Genomic DNA, 22705 nt, shown 5'->3' with positions numbered 1-22705 from the left:
GCCAACATTTTTTGTAAAATAAGAATCAATTAAATACCAACACCGAATGAAGTTTAATAGAAGTGGGGAATCGTTTGATTTTCCATGACTGTAAATGGACGGAACTCTGGAGAGACCGTAAAGGCACCGAAGGGGCAAGGCAGGCAACTGCTCAAACTCTCAGGTAAAAGGACAGAGCTAGGATAGACCGCTTTTTAGCATTTATCTAAGCATTCCAGAGTACATGTATCTTGCATGTGCTCTTTCTTTTGGGGTTGAAAAGATAGGAGAAGGAAATGTTAGAATTGCTTAAATCAATTGATGCTTTTGCTTGGGGCCCACCCCTCTTGATTTTATTAGTCGGAACAGGGATTTACCTAACTGCCCGTTTAGGACTTTTGCAGGTTTTGCGTCTCTCTAAAGCCTTTCAGCTTATTTTTATCAAGGATAAGGGGCAGGGGGATGTATCCAGTTTTGCAGCCTTGTGTACAGCCCTAGCAGCGACAGTTGGTACGGGAAATATTATCGGGGTGGCGACAGCTATCAAGATCGGTGGACCAGGAGCTCTCTTTTGGATGTGGATGGCGGCTTTCTTTGGAATGGCAACCAAGTATGCGGAAGGACTCTTGGCTATCAAATACAGGACTAAAGACGATAACGGTGCTGTTGCAGGAGGTCCAATGCACTATATTCTTCTAGGGATGGGAGAAAAGTGGCGACCACTTGCTATCTTCTTTGCTATCGCAGGTGTCTTAGTAGCTTTGTTGGGAATCGGAACCTTCACCCAAGTCAACTCGATTACAGAATCTATCCAAAATACAACGACTATTTCGCCAGCTATCACGGCTCTTGTTTTGTCTATCTTAGTAGCGATTGCTGTTTTTGGCGGACTCAAGTCTATTTCAAAGGTTTCGACAGCCGTTGTTCCTTTTATGGCTATCATCTATATTTTGGGAACACTTACAGTTATTTTCTTCAATATTGGCAAACTCCCTGCTACAATCGCTTTAATCTTGACATCAGCCTTTAGTCCTGTTGCTGCGGTAGGTGGATTTGCTGGTGCTAGCATTCGGATGGCTATCCAAAATGGTGTTGCGCGTGGTGTCTTTTCAAACGAATCTGGTCTAGGTTCTGCTCCCATTGCAGCTGCTGCGGCTAAGACAAATGAACCAGTAGAGCAAGGTTTGATTTCCATGACAGGAACCTTTATTGATACCCTCATCATTTGTACTCTGACTGGTTTGACCATCTTGGTAACTGGAGTATGGAATAGTGACTTGAATGGAGTGGCTTTGACTCAGTCAGCCTTCTCAACAGTCTTTTCACACTTTGGGCCTGCCCTCTTGACCATCTTCCTTGTACTTTTTGCCTTTACAACGATTCTAGGTTGGAACTATTATGGAGAACGCTGTTTCGAGTTCCTCTTTGGGGTTCGTTTTATCTGGCTCTACCGTGTGATTTTTGTGCTCATGGTCTTGCTGGGAGGATTTATCGAGTTGGATATGGTCTGGATTATTGCTGATATTGTCAACGCTTTAATGGCTCTGCCAAACTTGATTGCTCTCTTGGTTTTGTCACCAGTTGTTATTGCTGAGACTAAAAAGTATTTTAATAAATAATAGAATCACACATCGCGTGTGATTTTTTTGCTTTCATAAAAAATTTCTATCAGTGCAATTTAAAATATATATTATACACGGTATAGAATCTGTGATAGACTAGGTTTCAATAACATGAAAAGAGGTTTTATGATGACAACATTTACAATTCATACAGTAGAATCAGCACCAGCAGAAGTGAAAGAAGTTCTTGAAACAGTAGAAAAAGATAACAATGGCTATATTCCTAACCTAATCGGTCTCTTGGCTAATGCACCGACTGCTTTAGAGGCTTACCGTACTGTCGGAGCTATCAACCGTCGCAACAGCCTGACACCTGTTGAGCGCGAAGTAGTGCAAATCACGGCAGCTGTGACAAATGGTTGTGCCTTCTGCGTCGCAGGTCACACAGCCTTTTCAATTAAACAAATCCAGATGAACGATGACCTTCTTCAAGCCCTTCGCAATCGTACTCCAATTGAAACAGATCCTAAATTGGACACCCTAGCTAAGTTTACCTTGGCAGTTATCAATACCAAGGGTCGTGTAGGCGATGAAGCGCTTAGTGAATTTTTAGAAGTCGGTTATACCCAGCAAAATGCCTTGGATGTGGTTCTTGGTGTCAGCCTAGCAAGCCTCTGTAACTATGCCAACAATCTAGCCAATACACCAATTAACCCAGAATTGCAACCTTATGCTTAATTCATATCTGAGTAAAATGAAGTCTGAAATAATCGGACTTCGTTTTTTATCCCCTCATTTAAGCGCTTTTATGCTATACTGAAACTAACATGATTATTGGAGGTTAGTATGAAAAAACTCCCCTTAGTATTTTCTGGTTGTTTGCTAGGTTTGGCAGGAGCTGGAAATCTTATTTTAGATACGTTGCCAGTTCTGTCACATATACTGAGTTTATCAGGCTTGGTTTTATGGATTTACTTTCTAATTCTGCATCTCTTTAATTGGAAGGAAACTAAGCAAGAATTGACCAAGCCTCCTCTTTTGTCAGGAATGGCCACTTTTCCTATGGCTGGGATGATTTTATCTACCTATGTCTTTCGCGTCTTCCCTCATCTTCCTTTAGTAGCACAGGGTCTCTGGTGGTTTTCATTTCTCTTGGATTTGGCCTTGATTGCTGGTTTCACCATCAAGTTTGCCTGTCCAGGTCGAAGGGTTCATGCGACTCCAAGCTGGACGGTGCTTTATGTGGGGATAGCAGTAGCAGCCTTGACCTATCCTCTGGTAGGCATCATCGAAATTGCCTATGCGACCTTGAGTTTTGGATTTCTCTTGACCTTCTATCTCTACCCGCTTATTTATAGCGATTTAAAGAAACATCCACTCCCATTAGCCATGCTTGGACAAGAAGGGATTTACTGTGCTCCTTTCTCTCTACTCTTGGCTTCCCTGGTTCGGGTTGGAGGTTCCAGCCTACCGACTTGGCTCTTAATCGTTATGATTTTGTCTTCCCAATCCTTCTTTTTCTTTGTTTTGACTCGCCTGCCCAATATTTTAAAACAAGGCTTTCAACCAGCTTTCTCAGCCCTCACTTTCCCAACCATTATCACAGCTACCTCGCTCAAAATGGCTCAGGGAATCTTGAAACTTCCATTTCTGGATTATCTGGTACTGGCTGAAACAGCTATTTGCCTAATCATTTTGCTCTTTGTATTAGGCGCTTATCTGATTTGGTTACGAAAAAAGGTCTAGCTAGAAATAGCTAAACCTTATTTTTTATGGTTTGATGACTTCAGCTCCACCCATGTATGGACGAAGAACTTCAGGGATGGTCACAGAACCATCTGCGTTTTGATAGTTTTCAAGAATAGCAGCCACTGTACGTCCAACTGCAAGTCCAGAACCGTTCAAGGTATGGAGCAATTTAACCTTGCCATCAGCTTCATCACGGTAACGGATTTGGGCACGACGGGCTTGGAAATCTTCTGTGTTTGAACAGCTTGAGATTTCACGGTAATTGTTTTGCGCTGGAATCCAAACTTCCAAGTCGTAAGTCTTGGCAGCTGAGAAGCCCATATCTCCAGTAGAGAGCGCAACGACACGGTATGGAAGGTTCAGTTTTTGAAGAATGTTTTCAGCGTTGGCTGTCATTTTTTCCAATTCTTCGTAAGATTCTTCTGGTTTGGCAAATTTAACCATTTCAACCTTGTGGAATTGGTGCAAACGAATCAAGCCACGTGTATCACGACCAGCTGAACCAGCCTCAGAACGGAATGATGGGCTCATAGCAGTGAAGTAAATCGGCAGGTCTTTACCATCAAGGATTTCATCACGGTAGTAGTTTGTTAGAGGAACTTCAGCTGTAGGAATGAGGACATAATTGCTGTCGCTGAGTTCAAAAGTATCTTCCTTGAATTTTGGATATTGACCAGTACCAAACATAGAATCGTGGTTAACCATGTAAGGTGTGATGACTTCAGTATAACCTTCCTTGCCATGTTCATCTAACATAAAGTTGTAGAGAGCACGTTCCAAACGAGCACCGAGCCCTTTATAGAAGAGAAAGCGAGCGCCTGTTACTTTACCACCGCGTTCCCAGTCAAGAATACCAAGGTCTTCACCAAGATCCCAGTGGGCTTTTGGCTCGAAGTCAAACTCGCGTGGAGTACCCCAACGGCGAACTTCCACATTGTCGTCTTCGTCAACCCCAACAGGAACGCTGTCAGCTGGGATGTTTGGAAGAGTAGTGGTAAATTCTGTCAATTTAGCATCGATTTCTGCCAATTCAGCATCCAAGGCTTTAACCTCAGCAGATAGATTTTGCATGGCAGCAATCTTGTCATCTGCATTTTCCTTGTTGCGCTTAGCTTGGGCAATCTCAGCAGAAACTGTGTTACGTTCTGCCTTGAGAGTTTCAACCTTGACCAAGATGTCACGACGTTTAGCATCGATTTCTTTCATCTCATTCAAGATAGCAGCATTTACACCACGTGTAGCCAATTTTTCTGCGACAGCATCAAAGTCTGTACGAATGCGTTTGATATCTAACATAAGAACTCCTTTATGAAAAAAGCACACCTGACAAAGCGTTGGAGTGGCAGGGCCACGGTTCCATCCAACTTCACAGGTGTGCACTTGATTGTGTATGTAATTGTTAGCAACGGTAGAATTTCACCTATCCCTCCTATCTGCTCGCAGCATCCGCAGACTTTCTGAAAGAAGAAGATAACCTACTTATCCGTTGCTATGATTATACTAAAGTTTTTACTTTTTTGCAAATAGATTTTTAAATTTTTGACCAATGGTCTGAATCAGGGTAGGAAGTTTGACGACCTTGTCATTGCCTAGTTTTTCGCGTGCAATTTTGAGAATGGCACCTGAGTCTTTTGAAGCAAAGAGGAATTTTCCTCTGTCTGTAAAGACTTCGAAGTGGCGACTGATTTTGCGACCAGTGACATTGGCTCCAATCTGGTTGATATGGCTCCAAGGAATCTGGATAAATTGTTCGACATTGACATCTGGATAAAATTCCAGAGCCTGATCTCCGACCAGAAATTTCCCAACTTTCCCAGCTATAGAGAGGTAGGAAGTTCCTGTCGTATTGAGAAGCACTGTTTTGTTAAGCGATTGGGCCATGATTAGACTTCCTTACTTTCACCGAAAAAGGCATTGTAGAGCGCTTTAATTGCTGCTTTTTCTTGGTCTTTATTGACAACAAACATGATAGAAACTTCACTAGAACCTTGAGACATCATCTGGATATTGATCTTGTTTTCAGATAGAGCACGTGTCGCAGTAGCAGTTACTCCGATATGACTCTTCATTTTTTCTCCAACAATCATAATGATAGAAAGGTCGTGTTCGATTTCTGCATGGTCTACTTCAGCTTTTTGAACCAACTGACGCAGGATTTCTTCTTCCTTGATAGGAGTTAGTTCACGAGAACGGAGAATGATGGAAAGATCGTCGATACCAGTTGGCATATGTTCCCAACCGATGTTGAGGTCTTCAAGGATTTGCAGAACCTTGCGACCAAATCCAATCTCGCGGTTCATGAGGTATTTAGACATGTTGATGCTGACAAAGTCAGAATCACCGGCAATTCCTACAACTGGAAATTCATCACTACTGTGTTTTAGAACGATACGAGTACCTGGGTGATCAGGGTTGTTGGTATTCTTGATAACCAGAGGAATTTTTCCACGGTAGGCAGGAAGAAGAGCTTCGTCATGAAGAACTGAGAATCCTGCATAGGCCAACTCACGCATTTCACGGTAGGTTAACTCAGGAATCGAGTGTGGTTGGTGGATAATTCCTGGGTGAGCTGCAAAGATACCATCAACATCCGTAAAGTTTTCATAGAGGTCAGCCTTAACACCGGCGGCAATGATAGAACCTGTAATATCAGAACCTCCACGTGAGAAAGTACAGATTTGATTTTCCTTGGTAACCCCAAAGAAACCAGGAATGACAAGAACTTCATTTGTATTTGTCAATTCTTCAATCTTGTCATAACTTGATGGAATAATGCGAGCGTGACCAGGCTCACTTGTGACCACAATCCCAGCTTCTCTAGGGTGAACATAGCGTGCATCGATCCCATTTTGGTTAAAATAGGCAGCAATCAATTTAGCATTGTTATTTTCACCCGCTGCTAGGAAAGTATCGTAGAGAAATTCATTTTCTTCGATAGGAAGAGTGGCCAAGGCACGAATGCTTTTAGAAATTTTTTCTAGAATAGCTGGTTTTAGCCCTAGTTCACTAACCATGGCAGCATAGCGGTCGATAATCCAGTTTTGACTCTTGCTAATATCGTTACCAGCAACATAGTCGCGGTAGTATTTAATCAAGGCATCCGTAACCTTAGTATCTTCAGCATTGCGTTTACCAGGCGCAGAAACAACTACAAAACGACGCTCTTTATCGCTTTTGACGATGTTCAAAACTTTTTCTAATTGACTAGCAGAGGCAAGAGAGCTACCTCCAAATTTAACAACTTTCATAAGAACTCCTAAAGTAAGTATTTTATACGATTATAGCAGAAAGAGAGCCTTTTTTCAATGAAGAAAATAAGCTATTTTACAGGGAAAGATAAGGAATCTAAAATCGGCTGAGACACTTATTACATTCTTATTCTTGCTTTTTTAGAGTAAAAAAGATATACTTTGAAAATAAAATGATTTAACTTGCTTATAAAAATAAAAAGGAGTCCAGATGGAACATATTATTTATCAGCTTGAAGAGGATTTGGCAATTATTACTTTAAACCGTCCTGATGTCGCTAATGGTTTCCATATTCCCATGTGTGAGGAAATTTTAGAAGCCTTGACTCTGGCGGAAGAGGATTCAGCTGTGCATTTTATCTTGATCAATGCGAATGGCAAAGTCTTCTCAGTTGGGGGAGATTTAGTAGAGATGAAGCGGGCAGTGGATGAGGATGATATTCCATCATTGACGAAAATTGCAGAACTAGTCAATGCTATTTCTTATAAAATCAAGCAAATTGCAAAGCCTGTTTTGATGGAGGTTGATGGGGCTGTTGCAGGTGCCGCAGCCAATATGGCTGTTGCTGCAGATTTCTGTTTAGCGACCGATAAGGCTAAATTTATCCAAGCCTTTGTTGGAGTTGGTTTGGCTCCAGATGCAGGAGGAATTCATCTCTTGAGCCGCAGTATTGGTGTGACGCGTGCTGCCCAACTAGCCATGACAGGAGAGGCTTTGACAGCAGAAAAAGCTCTAGAGTGGGGTGTAGTTTACCGTATTTCTGAAGCTGATAAGTTAGAAAAAACCAGAGAACAACTTCTTAAAAAATTAAGACGGGGTTCAAGCAATTCCTATGCAGCCATCAAGAAGTTGGTTTGGGAGAGCCAATTTAAAGATTGGCAAGATTATGCTGTTTTAGAACTGCATCTACAGGAATCACTGGCCAAAACAGAGGATTTCAAAGAGGGAGTTCGGGCTCATTCGGAGAGAAGAAGACCTAAATTTACAGGAAAATAAAAAAATACTTGCACCATTCTTTGAAGTTTGATATAATTCTTTTGTCAAATGTTTTGATTGTAAAAGTTTTTTTGAGAAGGAGGGAAAGAAAGATTGGACTACCAACGAATTAATGAATATTTAACATCTATATTTAACAATGTCCTCGTCATTGAGGAAGTTAGCTTGAGGGGTAGTCGTTTCAAGGATATCTCTATCAAAGAAATGCATACGATTGATGTGATTGGGAAATTCCCAGACGTGACACCAAGTCAAGTGTCAAAAGAGTTGATGGTGACTCTTGGGACAGTTACGACTAGTTTGAATAATCTCGAACGCAAGGGTTACATTGAACGCATTCGTTCAGAACATGATCGACGTGTAGTGCATCTGCATTTGACAAAGAAAGGTCGCTTGGTTCATAGGTTACATAAACGCTTCCACAAGGCCATGGTTGAAAAAATCATTGATGGTATGAGTAAGCAAGAAATTGAGGTTATGAGCAAAGGTTTGACCAATCTTTATCAATTTTTGGAGGATTTGAGATAATGGCTTTTGCAAAAATAAGCCAGGTTGCTCATTATGTGCCAGAGCAAGTGGTTACAAATCATGATTTGGCCCAGATTATGGATACCAATGATGAGTGGATTTCAAGTCGGACGGGAATACGACAAAGGCATATCTCAAGAACAGAATCTACTAGTGATTTGGCTACAGAGGTTGCTAAGAAACTGATGGCAAAAGCTGGAATCACAGGGGAGGAGTTGGATTTTATCATCCTAGCTACCATCACTCCTGATTCGATGATGCCCTCTACAGCTGCTCGTATCCAAGCTAATATTGGTGCTAATAAGGCCTTTGCTTTTGACTTAACAGCTGCTTGTAGTGGATTTGTATTTGCTCTTTCAACTGCTGAAAAGTTTATCGCTTCTGGTCGCTTTCAAAAAGGCTTGGTGCTTGGTAGTGAAACCCTCTCTAAAGCAGTCGATTGGTCAGACCGATCAACAGCTGTGTTGTTTGGAGATGGTGCTGGTGGCGTCTTGTTAGAAGCTAGCGATAAGCAACATTTCCTAGCGGAGAGTCTCAATAGCGATGGTTCACGAGGCGAGTGTCTAACTTATGGGCATTCAGGTCTACATTCTCCATTTTCAGATCAAGAAAATGCAGATTTATTTTTGAAGATGGATGGGCGTGCGGTCTTTGATTTTGCTATTCGAGATGTAGCTAAGTCTATCAAACAGACCATTGAAGAATCTCCTGTAGAGGCGACAGACTTGGATTATTTGCTACTTCATCAAGCTAATGACCGTATTTTAGATAAGATGGCTAGAAAAATCGGTGTCGACCGAGACAAACTTCCAGCCAATATGATGGAATATGGCAATACCAGTGCAGCAAGTATCCCGATTTTACTTTCAGAGTGTGTAGAACAAGGACTCATTCGTTTAGATGGTAGTCAGACTGTTCTGCTATCAGGCTTCGGTGGAGGCTTGACCTGGGGCACGCTCATTCTTACAATTTAGGTAATCATGTGGTGAACACATTGTTATAAAAAACTATTTATTTTAAAGGAGTCCTATTATGGCAGTATTTGAAAAAGTACAAGAGATTATCGTTGAAGAACTTGGAAAAGACGCATCAGAAGTAACACTTGAATCAACTTTTGATGATTTGGACGCAGATTCATTGGACTTGTTCCAAGTAATCTCAGAAATTGAAGATGCTTTTGATATCCAAATCGAAGCAGAAGATGACTTGAAAACAGTTGGTGACTTGGTTGCCTACGTTGAAGAGCAAACAAAATAAACAGAATATAGATAGAAGGAGTAGGGAAACCCGCTCCCTCTTGTTTAGGCAATAGTTTGATTGTCAAATTATGACGATATCGAACTATTACGTAAGCAAGAAACGATGGAGGCACTATGAAAACGCGTATTACAGAATTATTGAACATTGATTATCCTATCTTTCAAGGAGGAATGGCTTGGGTTGCTGATGGTGATTTGGCAGGGGCTGTTTCCAAGGCTGGAGGGCTAGGGATTATCGGTGGGGGGAATGCCCCAAAAGAAGTTGTCAAGGCAAATATTGATAAAATCAAATCATTGACTGATAAACCCTTCGGTGTCAACATCATGCTTTTGTCTCCCTTTGTGGAAGATATTGTAGACCTCGTTATAGAGGAAGGTGTTAAGGTAGTGACAACAGGGGCAGGAAATCCAAGTAAATACATGGAACGTTTCCATGAAGCTGGTATTACAGTTATTCCTGTTGTACCAAGTGTTGCCCTAGCCAAACGCATGGAAAAAATCGGTGCGGATGCTGTTATTGCAGAAGGAATGGAAGCTGGGGGACACATTGGGAAATTAACAACCATGACCTTGGTGCGCCAGGTTGCTGCTGCTGTATCTATTCCTGTTATTGCTGCAGGAGGGATTGCGGATGGTGAAGGTGCTGCGGCAGGCTTTATGCTAGGTGCAGAGGCGGTTCAGGTTGGAACTCGTTTTGTCGTTGCAAAAGAGTCTAATGCCCATCCAAATTACAAGGCGAAAATTTTAAAAGCTAGAGATATTGATACTACGATTTCAGCTCAACACTTTGGACATGCTGTTCGTGCGATTAAAAATCAGTTGACTCGTGATTTTGAACAAGCTGAGAAAGATGCCTTTAAACAAGACAATCCAGATTTGGAAATTTTTGAACAAATGGGAGCAGGTGCTCTAGCCAAAGCGGTTGTTCACGGAGATGTGGATGGTGGCTCTGTTATGGCAGGTCAGATCGCAGGACTTGTTTCCAAAGAAGAAAGCGTTGAAGAAATCCTAAAAGATTTGTATTACGGAGCAGTTAAGAAAATTCAAGAAGAAGCCTCTCGTTGGGCAGGAGTTGTAAGAAATGACTAAAACAGCCTTTTTATTTGCTGGTCAAGGTGCCCAGTATCTAGGTATGGGACGGGAACTCTATGATCAGTATCCGATTGTCAAAGAAACGATTGATCAAGCGAGTCAGGTACTCGGTTATGATTTGCGTCATCTCATCGATACGGAAGAAGAAAAACTCAATCAGACCCGCTATACGCAACCAGCCATTTTAGCAACTTCAGTTGCTATCTATCGTTTATTGCAAGAAAAGGGCTATCAGCCTGATATGGTTGCTGGTTTGTCTCTTGGAGAATACTCTGCCTTGGTGGCCAGCGGTGCCTTGGATTTTGAAGATGCGGTTGCCTTGGTTGCTAAGCGTGGCGCCTATATGGAAGAAGCGGCCCCTGCTGGCTCTGGTAAGATGGTCGCAGTTCTCAATACGCCAGTAGAGGTTATTGAGGAAGCCTGTCAAAAAGCTTCTGAACTTGGCGTAGTTACCCCAGCCAACTATAATACACCTGCACAAATCGTCATTGGTGGAGAAGTGGTTGCAGTTGATCGAGCTGTTGAGCTCTTGCAGGAAGCAGGAGCTAAACGCTTGATTCCTCTCAAGGTTTCAGGTCCCTTTCATACCGCTCTCCTTGAGCCTGCTAGCCAGAAACTGGCTGAAACTCTTGCTCAAGTAAGTTTTTCAGATTTTACTTGTCCCCTAGTTGGTAATACAGAAGCTGCTGTCATGCAAAAAGAAGATATAGCTCAACTCTTGACGCGTCAGGTCAAGGAACCAGTTCGTTTCTATGAAAGCATTGCAGTTATGCAAGAAGCAGGCGTAACCAACTTTATCGAGATTGGACCGGGGAAAGTTTTGTCAGGCTTTGTTAAAAAGATTGATAAGACGGCTAAACTAGCCAATGTTGAAGATCAGGCGAGTTTGGAAGCCTTGCTAGAAAACGAGTAATCCCTTCTCCCATAAATACAAGAGGAAACAGGAGAAAAGAATGCAACTAAAAAATAAAAATATCTTTATTACAGGTTCGAGTCGTGGAATTGGTCTTGCCATTGCCCATAAGTTTGCTCAAGCAGGAGCCAATATTGTCTTAAACAGCCGTGGGCCTATATCTGAGGACTTGCTCGCTGAGTTTTCAAACTATGGTGTCAAGGTGGTTCCCATTTCAGGAGATGTATCAGATTTTGCAGACGCTAAACGTATGGTTGATCAAGCTATTGCAGAGCTGGGTTCAGTAGATGTTTTGGTCAATAATGCAGGGATTACCCAAGATACCCTTATGCTCAAGATGACAGAAGCGGATTTTGAAAAAGTGCTCAAGGTTAACTTGACTGGTGCCTTTAACATGACACAATCAGTCTTGAAACCGATGATGAAAGCCAGAGAAGGTGCTATCATTAATATGTCTAGTGTTGTTGGTTTGATGGGAAATATCGGTCAAGCTAACTATGCAGCTTCTAAGGCTGGTTTGATTGGTTTTACCAAGTCTGTGGCTCGTGAAGTGGCCAATCGCAATATCAGGGTTAATGCTATTGCACCTGGAATGATTGAGTCCGATATGACAGCTGTTCTATCAGACAAGGTAAAAGATGCCATGCTGGCGCAAATTCCTATGAAAGAATTTGGGCAGGCAGAGCAGGTTGCAGATTTAACAGTATTTTTAGCAGGCCAAGATTATCTAACTGGTCAAGTGGTTGCCATTGATGGTGGCTTAAGTATGTAGCAGAAGCTAGAGGTAAAAAAGATGAAACTAAATCGCGTAGTAGTAACAGGTTATGGAGTAACATCTCCAATCGGAAATACACCAGAAGAATTTTGGAATAGTTTGACAACTGGAAAAATCGGAATTGGTCAAATTACAAAATTTGATCATAGTGACTTTGATGTGCATAATGCGGCAGAAATCCAAGATTTTCCTTTTGATAAATACTTTGTAAAGAAAGATACCAATCGTTTTGATAACTACTCTTTGTATGCCTTGTATGCGGCTCAAGAAGCTGTTAATCATGCCAATTTGGATGTGGAGGCTCTTGATAAAGATCGTTTTGGTGTTATCGTGGCCTCTGGTATTGGTGGAATCAAAGAAATTGAAGATCAAGTGCTTCGCCTCCATGACAAAGGACCAAAACGTGTGAAACCATTGACCCTTCCAAAAGCCTTGCCAAATATGGCTTCAGGAAATGTCGCTATGCGTTTTGGAGCAAACGGTGTTTGTAAATCCATCAATACTGCCTGCGCTTCATCAAATGACGCGATTGGGGATGCCTTTCGCTCAATTAAGTTTGGTTTCCAAGATGTTATGTTGGTAGGTGGTTCAGAAGCCTCTATTACACCTTTTGCTATTGCTGGTTTCCAAGCCCTGACAGCTCTCTCTACTACAGAGAACCCAGCTCGTGCTTCTATCCCATTTGATAAGGACCGTAACGGTTTTGTCATGGGAGAAGGTTCAGGGATGTTGGTTCTTGAAAGCCTTGAACACGCTGAAAAACGTGGGGCAACTATCCTTGCTGAAGTGGTTGGTTATGGACATACCTGTGATGCCTACCACATGACTTCTCCTCATCCAGAAGGTCAGGGAGCTATCAAGGCCATCAAATTAGCCTTGGAAGAAGCTGAGATTTCCCCAGAACAAGTAGCCTATGTCAATGCTCACGGAACGTCAACTCCTGCCAATGAAAAAGGAGAAAGTGGTGCGATCGTGGCTGTTCTTGGAAAGGAAGTACCTGTATCATCAACCAAGTCTTTCACAGGACATTTGCTGGGGGCCGCAGGTGCAGTAGAAGCTATCGTAACAATCGAGGCTATGCGTCATAACTTTGTTCCAATGACAGCTGGGACAAGCGAAGTATCAGATTATATCGAAGCCAATGTCGTTTATGGACAAGGCTTGGAGCAAGAAATTCCATACGCCATTTCAAATACTTTCGGTTTTGGTGGCCACAATGCAGTTCTTGCTTTCAAACGTTGGGAGAATAAATAACTATGAATTTAAACGATATTAAAGACTTGATGGCCCAATTTGACCAGTCAAGTTTGAGAGAATTTTCTTATAAGAATGGGACGGATGAGTTGGAGTTTAGCAAGAATGAAGCTAGACTGGTGTCTGAAGTTGCACCTCAAGTCGCTCCTGCACCCGTTCTAGCACCACCAAGTCCAGTAGCTCCTACACTTGCTCCAGCAGAGACTGTAGCAGAAGAAGTTTCAGCTCCAGCTGAAACAAGTGTGGCTGCTGAGGGAGATGTTATAGAGAGCCCACTTGTTGGAGTGGCTTACTTGGCTGCTGGTCCAGATAAACCTGCCTTTGTAACAGTTGGTGATAGTGTTAAAAAAGGTCAAACATTGGTCATTATCGAAGCCATGAAAGTCATGAATGAAATCCCAGCTCCTAAGGATGGTGTGGTAACGGAAATTCTTGTTTCTAACGAAGAAATGGTTGAGTTTGGTAAAGGATTGGTACGTATCAAATGATCGATATTCAAGGAATCAAAGAAGCCCTTCCCCACCGTTATCCTATGCTCCTAGTAGATCGTGTGTTGGAAGTGAGCGAGGACACCATTGTTGCTATCAAAAATGTGACCATTAACGAGCCCTTCTTCAACGGTCATTTTCCTCAATATCCTGTCATGCCAGGTGTTCTGATCATGGAAGCCTTGGCGCAAACAGCTGGTGTCTTGGAGTTGTCAAAACCTGAAAATAAAGGAAAACTGGTCTTTTACGCTGGTATGGACAAGGTTAAATTCAAGAAGCAAGTTGTACCAGGTGATCAATTGGTTATGACGGCAACGTTTGTAAAACGTCGCGGTACCATTGCCGTGGTTGAAGCAAAGGCTGAAGTGGATGGCAAGCTTGTAGCTAGTGGTACTCTTACCTTTGCAATAGGGAACTAAGGAGGTTCTCCATGTTTCGAAAAATTTTAATTGCCAATCGTGGTGAAATTGCGGTTCGTATTATCCGTGCGGCGCGTGAATTGGGCATTGCGACGGTAGCGGTTTATTCAACTGCTGATAAGGAAGCACTTCATACGCTTTTGGCAGATGAAGCAGTTTGTATTGGCCCTGGTAAGCCAACAGAGTCTTATCTCAATATTAATGCGGTTCTATCAGCTGCAGTCTTGACTGAGGCTGAAGCCATTCACCCAGGTTTTGGATTTCTCAGTGAAAATTCCAAATTTGCGACCATGTGTGAAGAAGTTGGTATCAAGTTTATCGGCCCATCTGGTCATGTCATGGATATGATGGGGGATAAGATCAATGCGCGTGCTCAGATGATTAAAGCAGGCGTGCCTGTCATTCCAGGTTCAGATGGAGAAGTGCATAACTCTGAAGAAGCTTTGATTGTTGCTGAAAAAATTGGCTATCCTGTTATGCTCAAGGCTTCAGCAGGTGGAGGTGGTAAAGGGATTCGTAAGGTTGAAAAACCAGAAGACCTCGTTTCCGCCTTTGAAACTGCTTCAAGTGAAGCCAAGGCCAATTATGGCAATGGTGCCATGTACATAGAACGGGTTATCTATCCAGCTCGTCACATAGAGGTTCAAATCCTAGGAGATGAACACGGGAATGTGATTCACTTGGGTGAACGGGATTGTTCTCTTCAACGGAATAACCAAAAGGTTTTGGAAGAAAGTCCTTCGATTGCAATCGGAAAAACGCTGCGCCATGAAATCGGTGCTGCTGCTGTTCGAGCGGCAGAGTCTGTTGGCTATGAGAATGCAGGGACCATTGAGTTTCTTCTTGATGAAGCCAGCGGTAAATTCTATTTTATGGAGATGAATACTCGTGTACAAGTAGAACATCCAGTAACAGAATTTGTTTCAGGTGTGGATATCGTTAAGGAACAGATTCGCATTGCGGCAGGTCAACCTCTGTCTGTTAAGCAAGAAGATATTGTTCTACGAGGTCATGCCATCGAGTGTCGTATCAATGCAGAAAACCCAGCCTTTAACTTTGCTCCAAGTCCAGGTAAGATTACCAATCTCTATCTTCCAAGTGGTGGAGTTGGTTTGCGCGTAGATTCAGCAGTTTATCCAGGCTATACCATTCCCCCTTATTATGATAGTATGATTGCCAAAATCATTGTTCATGGTGAAAATCGTTTTGATGCCTTGATGAAAATGCAACGTGCCCTCTATGAATTAGAGATTGAAGGGGTGCAGACCAATGCAGATTTCCAGCTTGACCTCATTTCAGATCGCAATGTCATTGCTGGAGATTATGATACTTCCTTCTTGATGGAAACCTTCTTACCTAAATATCAAGAAAAAGAATAAAATGACTTTAAGAGTTTAAACCGAAAAGGGGAATCAATGGCTCTATTTAGTAAAAAAGATAAGTATATTCGAATCAATCCCAATCGTTCGGTTAGGGAAAAACCTCAAGCCAAGCCAGAGGTTCCAGATGAATTATTTTCTAAGTGTCCAGGCTGTAAGCACACCATCTATCAGAAGGATCTGGGAAGTGAGCGTATCTGTCCACATTGTAGCTATACCTTTCGTATTTCTGCCCAAGAACGCTTGGCTTTGACAATTGATATGGGAACCTTCAAGGAATTGTTTACAGGGATTGAAAGTAAGGATCCCTTGCATTTCCCTGGTTATCAAAAGAAACTAGCAGCTATGCGTGAAAAAACAGGGCTGGATGAAGCTGTTGTGACAGGAACTGCTCTTATTAAAGGTCAGACTGTGGCTCTTGGGATAATGGATTCCAACTTTATCATGGCTTCTATGGGTACAGTTGTAGGGGAAAAAATCACTCGTTTGTTTGAGTATGCGACTGTTGAACAGTTACCAGTTGTTCTCTTCACAGCCTCTGGTGGAGCCCGTATGCAGGAAGGAATCATGAGTCTCATGCAGATGGCCAAGATTTCTGCAGCAGTTAAACGCCATTCAAATGCTGGTCTCTTTTACCTGACCATTTTGACAGATCCAACGACAGGTGGTGTAACAGCTTCTTTCGCTATGGAAGGAGATATCATTCTGGCTGAACCACAGAGCTTGGTCGGTTTTGCTGGGCGTCGTGTGATTGAAAATACGGTTCGTGAAAGCTTGCCTGAGGGGTTCCAAAAGGCAGAATTCCTATTGGAACATGGTTTTGTGGATGCTATTGTTAAAAGAAGAGACTTGCCAGATACGATTGCTAGCCTAGTCAGATTGCACGGAGGGGGTCCTAGATGAATATTGCAAAAATAGTCAGAGAAGCGCGTGAGCAGAGTCGCTTGACAACCTTGGACTTTGCGACAGGCATTTTTGATGAATTTATCCAATTACACGGTGACCGTTCTTTTCGTGACGATGGTGCAGTTGTTGGTGGTATTGGCTGGCTTGGAGACCAAGCTGTAACAGTAGTTGGTATCCAAAAAGGCAAGAGCTTACAAGATAACCTCAAGAGGAATTTTGGTCAACCACATCCAGAAGGCTACCGTAAGGCCCTACGTTTGATGAAACAGGCTGAAAAATTTGGTCGTCCAGTGGTGACCTTTATCAATACAGCAGGCGCCTATCCTGGTGTCGGAGCGGAAGAACGCGGTCAAGGGGAAGCCATTGCTCGTAATCTCATGGAAATGAGTGATCTGAAAGTTCCTATTATTGCTATCATTATCGGTGAAGGTGGTTCAGGTGGGGCTCTGGCTCTAGCTGTCGCGGACCGTGTCTGGATGCTGGAAAATTCTATCTATGCCATTCTCAGTCCAGAAGGCTTTGCTTCCATTCTATGGAAGGACGGCAGTCGTGCCATGGAAGCGGCAGAACTGATGAAAATCACCTCACATGAACTGTTAGAAATGGACGTGGTGGACAAGGTGATTTCTGAAGCAGGACTTTCTAGTAAAGAACTGATTAAGAGTGTCAAGAAAGAACTTCAAGCTGATCTAGCTAGACTTTCACAAAAACCGCTAGAAGAGTTGCTGGAAGAGCGTTACCAACGATTTAGAAAATACTAATACAAAAACTAGAACTGGCAGTCAGTTCTAGTTTTTATGTGGTTCTTATGCTCAATAAAAATTAAAGAGCAAACTAGGAAGCTAGCCGCAGGCTGCTCAAAACACTGTTTTGAGATTGTAGATAAGACTGACGAAGTCAGTCACAGATATACGACAAGCCGACGCTAACGTGATTTGAAGAGTATTACTCTGCATAAAGGACGAAGAAAAAGTGCTTGGAAATACCAAACACCTTTTCGATTATTCATTTTCTTCAGTTACAAATTGACTAAGCAGTCCGTTGATAAAGCGGGCTGATTTTTGATCTGAAAAATTCTTGGCAAGTTCAATGGCTTCATTGACTGCTACCAGCTGAGGTGTATCAAATGATGTGATTTCAAAGATACCCAAGCGTAGTAAGTTTTTTTCGATCAAGGTCAAGCGTTCAACTGTCCAGCCTGACTTGAGGTGCTGGTTGATTTGTTTATCCAACTCGTCTTTTTGAGCTTGAACGCCAGAAACCAAGTTCAGAAGAAAGGCAGGGATTTGCACATCTGCATCTTCACGGTCATGTGTATATGCAAAGTGACAAGCTGTTTCCATATCTGTGCCAAATTCAAGGCTCATAAGAGCTTGAAAAGCGCATTTTCGAAGTTCGCGTCTAGATTCTAATAATGGACTAGTCATTGAGGAAGTCCTCGTTAAATAGATCTTTCAACTCAGGTTTTGGTGTTTTATCTGGAACGATTCCTGCAACATGGATGTTGACAGCAGCAAGTTCCACATCAGCCATATCTCGAACAGCATCTTTGACTGCTTTTTGAATAGCAAGAGCCACTTTTGGTACTTTCACACCGTACTCAAGGTAGAGATAGATGTCAGCAGTTAGCTCTTCGTTGCTTTCTTTTAAGTAGACACCACGACCAAGAGAGAGTTTTGATAGGGTATCAGATACGGATTTATTTGAAAATGAGTGGACACCTTCAACTTTAGCAGTTGCGATGGCAATGATTTTTTCAAGTACACGTGGAGCGATAACGATTTCGCCAAATTGTTCTTCAATTCCCATAGAATGACCTCTTTCTAGAGATTAGGCACGAGAAACGTAAGTTCCTTCTGCAGTGTTGATGATCAATTTTTGTCCAGCTTCGATGAAGTCTGGAACATTGACAACAAGTCCAGTTTCCATAGTTGCTGGTTTACCAGAACCTGTAACAGTAGCACCTTTGATAGATGGTTGTGTTTCAGCGACTGTCAATTCAACAGTAGTTGGTACAGTTACACCGATTACTTCAGTTCCGTAGAATTGGATTTTTACATCAGAGTTTTCAAGGATGTAAAGCAATTCATTTTCAACATTTACGACTGGGATTTCGTATTGGTCGTAAGTTTCAGTGTTCATGAAGTAGGCAGTTTCATCCATTTTGTACAAGTATTGAGCTGGAACAGTTTCGATAATAGCTTGTTCGAATTTTTCTTCTGGACGGTAGCTTGTGTCAAATGTAGAACCAGTACGGACATCACGCAATTTCATACGCATGATTGTGTTTCCTTTACCTGGTTTGTGGTGGCTAGCTTCCAAAACGCGGATCAATTTTCCGTCTGCAGTTTCAAATGTCATACCAGCTTTCAATTTGCTTGCTTCAATCATGTTTTTACCTCTTTAATAAATATTATTACTCTTCATTTTACCATAAAATCTTCCGGAAATAAAGCCAAAATAGTTAATGGGAGATGGTAGGAGCGAAAAAAACCAACCTCAGGGCTGGTTTCTTTTACATATTAATCTTCTTTCAATTTCGCTAATTCCTGGGCAAAGACTTGGTGGATAATTGGAATCAAAACAGCTGGATCTGAAATTTGAACCATACCTGCTTTTTCAACGTATTCACGCGCACCACCGTCATTTTTAGCTAGGTGAACAAAGACTTTCTTGGTCGTAGCTGAGCTCTTCAAGAAGGATATGAGATTGAGGCTATTGAAAAGGTAGATCTCTTAATTTGAATGATTATTAAACTATATTATAACCTTTAAAAATCATCTAAGATATACTTGTCGTTATTTACTAGCAGTTATCTTCTTTATGGAATGATGTTCAATGAGCCATCCTACAATCCACCCCGTCGCTAGCAAGTAATTTTCGAAAGCGCCGATAGCATTTACAGGAGAATGATACTCCATAAAATTGACTAAGTGATTTGTTCCTATTCCAATCCCACCGAAGATGAGAGCGAGAAGCACGATTCGTAGATAGAACCAATCGTACTTAATATTGACACCGAGAATAAGAATCAATACAGCTAGGTTCCATATTCCAATTTCTCGTTGCCAACCAGCAGAGATTCCATACCCGGAGTGACTTCCCATGTATGATGGAAAGAAAATTTGTAGTATAGAAGCGCCTAGCATAGCGATGATGACTAAAACAAATAGCAATCGTAAAAATTTGTTCATTTTTTCGTCTTTCTAAAACAGAAAAAGGTATATAAAAAGTCTGTTATTCATCTTCTTTCAACTTCGCTAATTCTTGAGCAAGAAGTTTAAGGGCAACTTGTGGGTTGGCTTGGCCTTTGGTTGCTTTCATAAGGAAGCCTGTGAAGGCCTTATCTGCGTTGCGTTTGCCTGACTTGAAGTCGGCAACAGCAGCTTCGTTATCTGCAAAGACTTGGTGGATAATTGGAATCAAAACAGCTGGATCTGAGATTTGAACCATACCTGCTTTTTCCACGTATTCACGCGCGCCACCACCATTTTTAGCTAGATGGACAAAGACTTTCTTGGCAATCTTAGAAGAGATCGTGCCGTCTTCGATGATGGCAATCATTTCAACCAAGTTTTCTGGTGTTAGTTCGATTTGTTCAAGTATCTTGCCTTCAGCATTCAAGAATTGAGCGACTTCACCTTGGAGCCAGTTAGAGACTTGTTTGGCGTCGCCACCTAGGGCAACAGCTTTTTCAAAGAAGTCAGAAGTGACTTTATTTGCAGTCAACTGGCTAGCATCGTAGTCTGACAAGCCAAGGTCAGATACATAACGCGCACGGCGTTCTTTTGGAAACTCTGGCAATTCAGTACGCATTTCCTCAATCCACTCATCTGAAATTTCAAAGAGAGGTAAGTCTGGCTCTGGGAAGTAGCGGTAGTCTGCAGCACCTTCCTTGACACGCATGAGGATGGTTGCCTTATTTGCCTCATCATAACGACGAGTTTCTTGGCGGATTTGACCACCTGAGCGAAGGATTTCAGCTTGACGTTGGACTTCATATTCAAGCCCCTTGCGGACATTTGAGAAGGAATTCAAGTTCTTCAACTCAGTCTTAGTACCGAATTTCTCTTGACCATAAGGACGAAGAGAGATGTTGGCATCCACACGCATGGAACCTTCTTCCATTTTAACGTCAGAAATGCCAGCATACTGGATAACTTCCTTGAGGGCTGTCAGATAAGCATAGGCTTCTTCTGGCGAACGCATGTCGGCTTCAGATACAATCTCAATCAAAGGCACACCTTGGCGGTTGAGGTCAACATAAGAGTAACCATCTGTACCATGGGTATTTTTACCTGCATCTTCTTCCAAGTGAGCGCGTTCGATACCGATTTTCTTAGTTGTACCGTCTTCTAGCTCGACTTCAATCCATCCATTGTAACCAATTGGTTCATCAAACTGGGAAATTTGGTAGGCCTTTGGATTATCAGGATAGAAGTAGTTCTTGCGGTCAAAGTGCATCTTTTTGTGGATGTCCATATTGAGGGCAAGAGCTGCCTTGATACCAGCATCAACAACACCTTTGTTGAGAACTGGAAGTACTCCTGGGAAAGACCAGTCAATGACGTTAGTGTTGGCGTTTTGGTCATTTCCGAAGTGGGCAGAAGTAGGTGAGAAGATTTTTGAATTGGTGTTGAGCTCTACGTGGACTTCAAGTCCAATGACTGTTTCAAAGTTCATTAGTTATCACCTCCAAAAATCACGGGTTGTTGTTTGTGGTAGTCTGTTGTTGCTTCAAAAGCAGCAGCAGCTTGGTAAATGGTTTCCTCAGAGTACTTAGGACCAATCAATTGTAGACCGACAGGTAGACCTTGAGAGAAGCCAGCAGGAATCGAAATTCCTGGGAGACCAGCCAAGTTGACTGGGATGGTCAAAAGGTCAGCTAAGTACATAGCAACTGGGTCGTGGTTGAGAGAATCCAAGTCATAGGCAACACTTGGAGCAGTTGGACCCAAAATCAAGTCGTAATCCGCGAAGACTTTTTCGAAATCTTGAATGATGAGGGTACGGACCTGACCAGCTTTCTTGTAGTAAGCATCGTAATAACCTGATGAAAGGCTGAAAGTACCTAGCATGATACGACGTTTCACTTCTTCACCAAAACCTTGGCTACGGCTGTTTACATAGATTTCATCAAGGTTGGTTGCATCTTCTGCGCGGTAGCCGTAACGGATACCGTCAAAACGTTGCAAGTTTGATGAAGCTTCTGATGAAGCGATGATATAGTAAACGGCAACACCGTATTTAGAGTGAGGAAGGCTGACTTCTTCAACGATAGCGCCCAATTTTTCAAAGTGTTTGGCTGCATTCAGAATAGTTTCCTTAACCTCTGGGTCAATTCCTTCACCGAGGTATTCCTTAGGCAAAGCGATTTTCATTCCCTTGATGTCTTTCCCGATTTTTGAAGTAAAGTCGGAAATGCGGACAGGAGCAGAAGTAGAGTCTTTAGCATCTTCGCTGGCAATAGCATTGAGCAAGAGGGCATTTTCCTTAACAGTAGGAGCAAAAGGTCCGATTTGGTCTAGAGAGCTACCAAAGGCAATGAGACCGAAACGAGAAACCGTTCCGTAGGTTGGTTTGAGACCAACAATCCCGTTGAAGGCAGCAGGTTGGCGGATAGAGCCACCAGTATCAGAACCAAGTGACAAGCGGACTTGTCCTGAGGCTACAGCTGCGGCAGAACCACTTGATGAGCCACCAGGAACCTTGCTGTGGTCCCAAGCGTTTTTAGTGGCACCGTAGTGAGAAGTCTCACCTGATCCCCCCATGGCAAATTCGTCCATGTTGGTTTTCCCAACGACAATCATGCCTTTAGATTTTGCATTGGAAACGGCTGTCGCATCAAAGATTGGCTCATAGTTGTAGAGCATTTTTGAGGCGGCAGTTGTGAGAATGCCGTCTGTAGAGATATTATCTTTGACAGCAAGTGGAATTCCTGAAAGGACATTATCAGCATCAATTCCAGTTTCATCAATGACCTTAGCTTGAGCAAGAGCCTGCTCCTCAGCGATAGTGACAAAGGCGTTGATAGCTGTCTCGCGAGATTGGATATCTTCAAGCGTAGCTTGGGTTAATTCAGTTGCTGAAATTTCCTTAGAGACAAGGAGATTGTGCAAGTCTTCAATGGTTTTATTGTTGAAAGTCATTAGGCATC

The 22705-nt window shown here is 42.4% G+C and carries 25 protein-coding genes, 1 pseudogene and 1 riboswitch; of the genes and pseudogenes, 16 read left to right on the top strand and 10 right to left on the bottom strand.

All coding sequences use genetic code 11. The annotated features are described in order from the left end of the window. Positions 1-96: 96 nt before the first annotated feature. Positions 97-185, top strand: a riboswitch (glycine riboswitch). Between the two features lie 90 nt (positions 186-275). The 3 genes from RWM06_RS02670 (at position 276) to RWM06_RS02660 (ending at position 3287) form a co-directional block, all read left to right on the top strand. Further along, on the top strand, positions 276-1598 hold the full coding sequence (locus RWM06_RS02670) for a sodium:alanine symporter family protein (RefSeq protein ID WP_313970014.1): 1323 nt from the start codon (positions 276-278) through the stop codon (positions 1596-1598). Positions 1599-1730: 132 nt separating this feature from the next. Further along, the gene (locus RWM06_RS02665) at positions 1731-2279 is read left to right on the top strand and encodes a carboxymuconolactone decarboxylase family protein (protein WP_049538827.1); all 549 of its coding nucleotides are present in this window, start codon (positions 1731-1733) and stop codon (positions 2277-2279) included. 108 nt (positions 2280-2387) lie between these two features. Then, entirely contained in the window at positions 2388-3287 is a 900-nt protein-coding gene (locus RWM06_RS02660) for a TDT family transporter (protein WP_313970013.1), read from the top strand. Between the two features lie 24 nt (positions 3288-3311). On the opposite strand, the gene serS is transcribed toward RWM06_RS02660, so the two are convergent. From serS to RWM06_RS02645, 3 genes are all read right to left on the bottom strand, one after another. Then, positions 3312-4586 carry a serine--tRNA ligase gene (serS, locus tag RWM06_RS02655; RefSeq protein ID WP_313970012.1) on the bottom strand — a complete coding sequence of 425 codons (1275 nt, stop codon included), beginning with the start codon at positions 4584-4586 and terminating at the stop codon, positions 3312-3314. Between the two features lie 213 nt (positions 4587-4799). Further along, positions 4800-5171 carry a DUF956 family protein gene (locus RWM06_RS02650; RefSeq protein ID WP_000079349.1) on the bottom strand — a complete coding sequence of 124 codons (372 nt, stop codon included), beginning with the start codon at positions 5169-5171 and terminating at the stop codon, positions 4800-4802. A 2-nt stretch (positions 5172-5173) separates the two neighbouring features. Further along, positions 5174-6538, bottom strand: a complete 1365-nt coding sequence (locus tag RWM06_RS02645) for an aspartate kinase (protein WP_313970011.1) — start codon at positions 6536-6538, stop codon at positions 5174-5176. A gap of 211 nt (positions 6539-6749) precedes the next feature. Here RWM06_RS02645 and RWM06_RS02640 point away from each other — a divergent pair, with 211 nt between their 5' ends. The 13 genes from RWM06_RS02640 to RWM06_RS02580 all read left to right on the top strand — a co-directional run bounded on the left by RWM06_RS02640 (position 6750) and on the right by RWM06_RS02580 (position 17309). After that, positions 6750-7535, top strand: coding sequence for an enoyl-CoA hydratase (locus RWM06_RS02640; RefSeq protein ID WP_124788334.1), 786 nt, complete (start codon positions 6750-6752; stop codon positions 7533-7535). Positions 7536-7628: 93 nt separating this feature from the next. Continuing rightward, a complete protein-coding gene (locus RWM06_RS02635; RefSeq protein WP_000386351.1) occupies positions 7629-8063 on the top strand; it encodes a MarR family winged helix-turn-helix transcriptional regulator in 435 nt (144 codons plus the stop codon). After that, positions 8063-9037, top strand: a complete 975-nt coding sequence (locus RWM06_RS02630) for a beta-ketoacyl-ACP synthase III (RefSeq protein ID WP_313970010.1) — start codon at positions 8063-8065, stop codon at positions 9035-9037. Before RWM06_RS02635 ends, RWM06_RS02630 begins: the two co-directional genes overlap by 1 nt. A 58-nt stretch (positions 9038-9095) precedes the next feature. Then, positions 9096-9320 (top strand): acyl carrier protein, encoded by a 225-nt coding sequence (locus RWM06_RS02625; protein WP_000257838.1) that lies wholly within the window; start codon positions 9096-9098, stop codon positions 9318-9320. Positions 9321-9436: 116 nt separating this feature from the next. Then, positions 9437-10411 (top strand): enoyl-[acyl-carrier-protein] reductase FabK, encoded by a 975-nt coding sequence (gene fabK, locus RWM06_RS02620; protein WP_313970009.1) that lies wholly within the window; start codon positions 9437-9439, stop codon positions 10409-10411. Next, positions 10404-11327, top strand: coding sequence for an ACP S-malonyltransferase (fabD, locus tag RWM06_RS02615; RefSeq protein ID WP_313970008.1), 924 nt, complete (start codon positions 10404-10406; stop codon positions 11325-11327). Before fabK ends, fabD begins: the two co-directional genes overlap by 8 nt. A gap of 40 nt (positions 11328-11367) precedes the next feature. Further along, positions 11368-12099: a 3-oxoacyl-[acyl-carrier-protein] reductase gene (fabG, locus tag RWM06_RS02610; protein ID WP_313970007.1), complete on the top strand. Its 732-nt coding sequence runs from the start codon at positions 11368-11370 to the stop codon at positions 12097-12099. Between the two features lie 21 nt (positions 12100-12120). Further along, positions 12121-13356, top strand: coding sequence for a beta-ketoacyl-ACP synthase II (gene fabF, locus RWM06_RS02605; protein WP_313970006.1), 1236 nt, complete (start codon positions 12121-12123; stop codon positions 13354-13356). A 2-nt stretch (positions 13357-13358) separates the two neighbouring features. After that, the gene (gene accB / locus RWM06_RS02600) at positions 13359-13844 is read left to right on the top strand and encodes an acetyl-CoA carboxylase biotin carboxyl carrier protein (protein ID WP_313970005.1); all 486 of its coding nucleotides are present in this window, start codon (positions 13359-13361) and stop codon (positions 13842-13844) included. Next, positions 13841-14263, top strand: coding sequence for a 3-hydroxyacyl-ACP dehydratase FabZ (fabZ, locus tag RWM06_RS02595; RefSeq protein ID WP_261072953.1), 423 nt, complete (start codon positions 13841-13843; stop codon positions 14261-14263). Before accB ends, fabZ begins: the two co-directional genes overlap by 4 nt. Before the next feature lie 11 nt (positions 14264-14274). Further along, entirely contained in the window at positions 14275-15642 is a 1368-nt protein-coding gene (gene accC / locus RWM06_RS02590; protein ID WP_313970004.1) for an acetyl-CoA carboxylase biotin carboxylase subunit, read from the top strand. 36 nt (positions 15643-15678) lie between these two features. After that, positions 15679-16545, top strand: a complete 867-nt coding sequence (accD, locus tag RWM06_RS02585; protein WP_001173348.1) for an acetyl-CoA carboxylase, carboxyltransferase subunit beta — start codon at positions 15679-15681, stop codon at positions 16543-16545. Beyond that, positions 16542-17309 carry an acetyl-CoA carboxylase carboxyl transferase subunit alpha gene (locus tag RWM06_RS02580; RefSeq protein WP_313970003.1) on the top strand — a complete coding sequence of 256 codons (768 nt, stop codon included), beginning with the start codon at positions 16542-16544 and terminating at the stop codon, positions 17307-17309. The genes accD and RWM06_RS02580 overlap by 4 nt, the downstream gene beginning before the upstream one ends. A gap of 240 nt (positions 17310-17549) precedes the next feature. On the opposite strand, the gene nusB is transcribed toward RWM06_RS02580, so the two are convergent. From nusB to gatA, 7 genes and pseudogenes are all read right to left on the bottom strand, one after another. Continuing rightward, on the bottom strand, positions 17550-17975 hold the full coding sequence (nusB, locus tag RWM06_RS02575; protein ID WP_049546925.1) for a transcription antitermination factor NusB: 426 nt from the start codon (positions 17973-17975) through the stop codon (positions 17550-17552). Further along, positions 17968-18357, bottom strand: coding sequence for an Asp23/Gls24 family envelope stress response protein (locus RWM06_RS02570; RefSeq protein ID WP_000510577.1), 390 nt, complete (start codon positions 18355-18357; stop codon positions 17968-17970). Before RWM06_RS02570 ends, nusB begins: the two co-directional genes overlap by 8 nt. Before the next feature lie 21 nt (positions 18358-18378). Then, positions 18379-18939 carry an elongation factor P gene (gene efp / locus RWM06_RS02565; RefSeq protein WP_000568643.1) on the bottom strand — a complete coding sequence of 187 codons (561 nt, stop codon included), beginning with the start codon at positions 18937-18939 and terminating at the stop codon, positions 18379-18381. 137 nt (positions 18940-19076) lie between these two features. Further along, positions 19077-19238, bottom strand: a pseudogene (locus RWM06_RS02560) (glutamyl-tRNA amidotransferase); the annotation flags it as partial. A 108-nt stretch (positions 19239-19346) separates the two neighbouring features. After that, positions 19347-19742, bottom strand: a complete 396-nt coding sequence (locus RWM06_RS02555) for a hypothetical protein (protein ID WP_049487037.1) — start codon at positions 19740-19742, stop codon at positions 19347-19349. A gap of 43 nt (positions 19743-19785) precedes the next feature. Continuing rightward, a complete protein-coding gene (gene gatB / locus RWM06_RS02550; protein WP_313970002.1) occupies positions 19786-21231 on the bottom strand; it encodes an Asp-tRNA(Asn)/Glu-tRNA(Gln) amidotransferase subunit GatB in 1446 nt (481 codons plus the stop codon). Beyond that, positions 21231-22697, bottom strand: coding sequence for an Asp-tRNA(Asn)/Glu-tRNA(Gln) amidotransferase subunit GatA (gatA, locus tag RWM06_RS02545; RefSeq protein ID WP_313970032.1), 1467 nt, complete (start codon positions 22695-22697; stop codon positions 21231-21233). The genes gatB and gatA overlap by 1 nt, the downstream gene beginning before the upstream one ends. Positions 22698-22705 lie beyond the last annotated feature (8 nt).

The organism is uncultured Streptococcus sp., assembly GCF_963516575.1.
In the GTDB taxonomy this organism is placed as follows: Bacteria; Bacillota; Bacilli; order Lactobacillales; family Streptococcaceae; genus Streptococcus.
Note: the sequence above shows the minus strand (reverse complement) of the source record. Positions and strands in the feature narration are given on the sequence as shown.

Bases quoted from the DNA above. Each gene is read 5' to 3' on its own strand.
- RWM06_RS02570 (WP_000510577.1), bottom strand. From the start codon at position 18,357: ATGGGAATTGAAGAACAATTTGGCGAAATCGTTATCGCTCCACGTGTA.
- efp (WP_000568643.1), bottom strand. From the start codon at position 18,939: ATGATTGAAGCAAGCAAATTGAAAGCTGGTATGACATTTGAAACTGCA.
- RWM06_RS02660 (WP_313970013.1), top strand. From the start codon at position 2,388: ATGAAAAAACTCCCCTTAGTATTTTCTGGTTGTTTGCTAGGTTTGGCA.
- gatB (WP_313970002.1), bottom strand. From the start codon at position 21,231: ATGAACTTTGAAACAGTCATTGGACTTGAAGTCCACGTAGAGCTCAAC.
- RWM06_RS02625 (WP_000257838.1), top strand. From the start codon at position 9,096: ATGGCAGTATTTGAAAAAGTACAAGAGATTATCGTTGAAGAACTTGGA.
- fabZ (WP_261072953.1), top strand. From the start codon at position 13,841: ATGATCGATATTCAAGGAATCAAAGAAGCCCTTCCCCACCGTTATCCT.
- fabF (WP_313970006.1), top strand. From the start codon at position 12,121: ATGAAACTAAATCGCGTAGTAGTAACAGGTTATGGAGTAACATCTCCA.
- RWM06_RS02640 (WP_124788334.1), top strand. From the start codon at position 6,750: ATGGAACATATTATTTATCAGCTTGAAGAGGATTTGGCAATTATTACT.
- fabD (WP_313970008.1), top strand. From the start codon at position 10,404: ATGACTAAAACAGCCTTTTTATTTGCTGGTCAAGGTGCCCAGTATCTA.
- RWM06_RS02555 (WP_049487037.1), bottom strand. From the start codon at position 19,742: ATGAACAAATTTTTACGATTGCTATTTGTTTTAGTCATCATCGCTATG.
- nusB (WP_049546925.1), bottom strand. From the start codon at position 17,975: ATGACTAGTCCATTATTAGAATCTAGACGCGAACTTCGAAAATGCGCT.
- accC (WP_313970004.1), top strand. From the start codon at position 14,275: ATGTTTCGAAAAATTTTAATTGCCAATCGTGGTGAAATTGCGGTTCGT.
- fabK (WP_313970009.1), top strand. From the start codon at position 9,437: ATGAAAACGCGTATTACAGAATTATTGAACATTGATTATCCTATCTTT.
- accB (WP_313970005.1), top strand. From the start codon at position 13,359: ATGAATTTAAACGATATTAAAGACTTGATGGCCCAATTTGACCAGTCA.
- RWM06_RS02665 (WP_049538827.1), top strand. From the start codon at position 1,731: ATGACAACATTTACAATTCATACAGTAGAATCAGCACCAGCAGAAGTG.
- RWM06_RS02630 (WP_313970010.1), top strand. From the start codon at position 8,063: ATGGCTTTTGCAAAAATAAGCCAGGTTGCTCATTATGTGCCAGAGCAA.
- accD (WP_001173348.1), top strand. From the start codon at position 15,679: ATGGCTCTATTTAGTAAAAAAGATAAGTATATTCGAATCAATCCCAAT.
- serS (WP_313970012.1), bottom strand. From the start codon at position 4,586: ATGTTAGATATCAAACGCATTCGTACAGACTTTGATGCTGTCGCAGAA.
- RWM06_RS02670 (WP_313970014.1), top strand. From the start codon at position 276: ATGTTAGAATTGCTTAAATCAATTGATGCTTTTGCTTGGGGCCCACCC.
- RWM06_RS02645 (WP_313970011.1), bottom strand. From the start codon at position 6,538: ATGAAAGTTGTTAAATTTGGAGGTAGCTCTCTTGCCTCTGCTAGTCAA.
- RWM06_RS02580 (WP_313970003.1), top strand. From the start codon at position 16,542: ATGAATATTGCAAAAATAGTCAGAGAAGCGCGTGAGCAGAGTCGCTTG.
- gatA (WP_313970032.1), bottom strand. From the start codon at position 22,697: ATGACTTTCAACAATAAAACCATTGAAGACTTGCACAATCTCCTTGTC.
- fabG (WP_313970007.1), top strand. From the start codon at position 11,368: ATGCAACTAAAAAATAAAAATATCTTTATTACAGGTTCGAGTCGTGGA.
- RWM06_RS02650 (WP_000079349.1), bottom strand. From the start codon at position 5,171: ATGGCCCAATCGCTTAACAAAACAGTGCTTCTCAATACGACAGGAACT.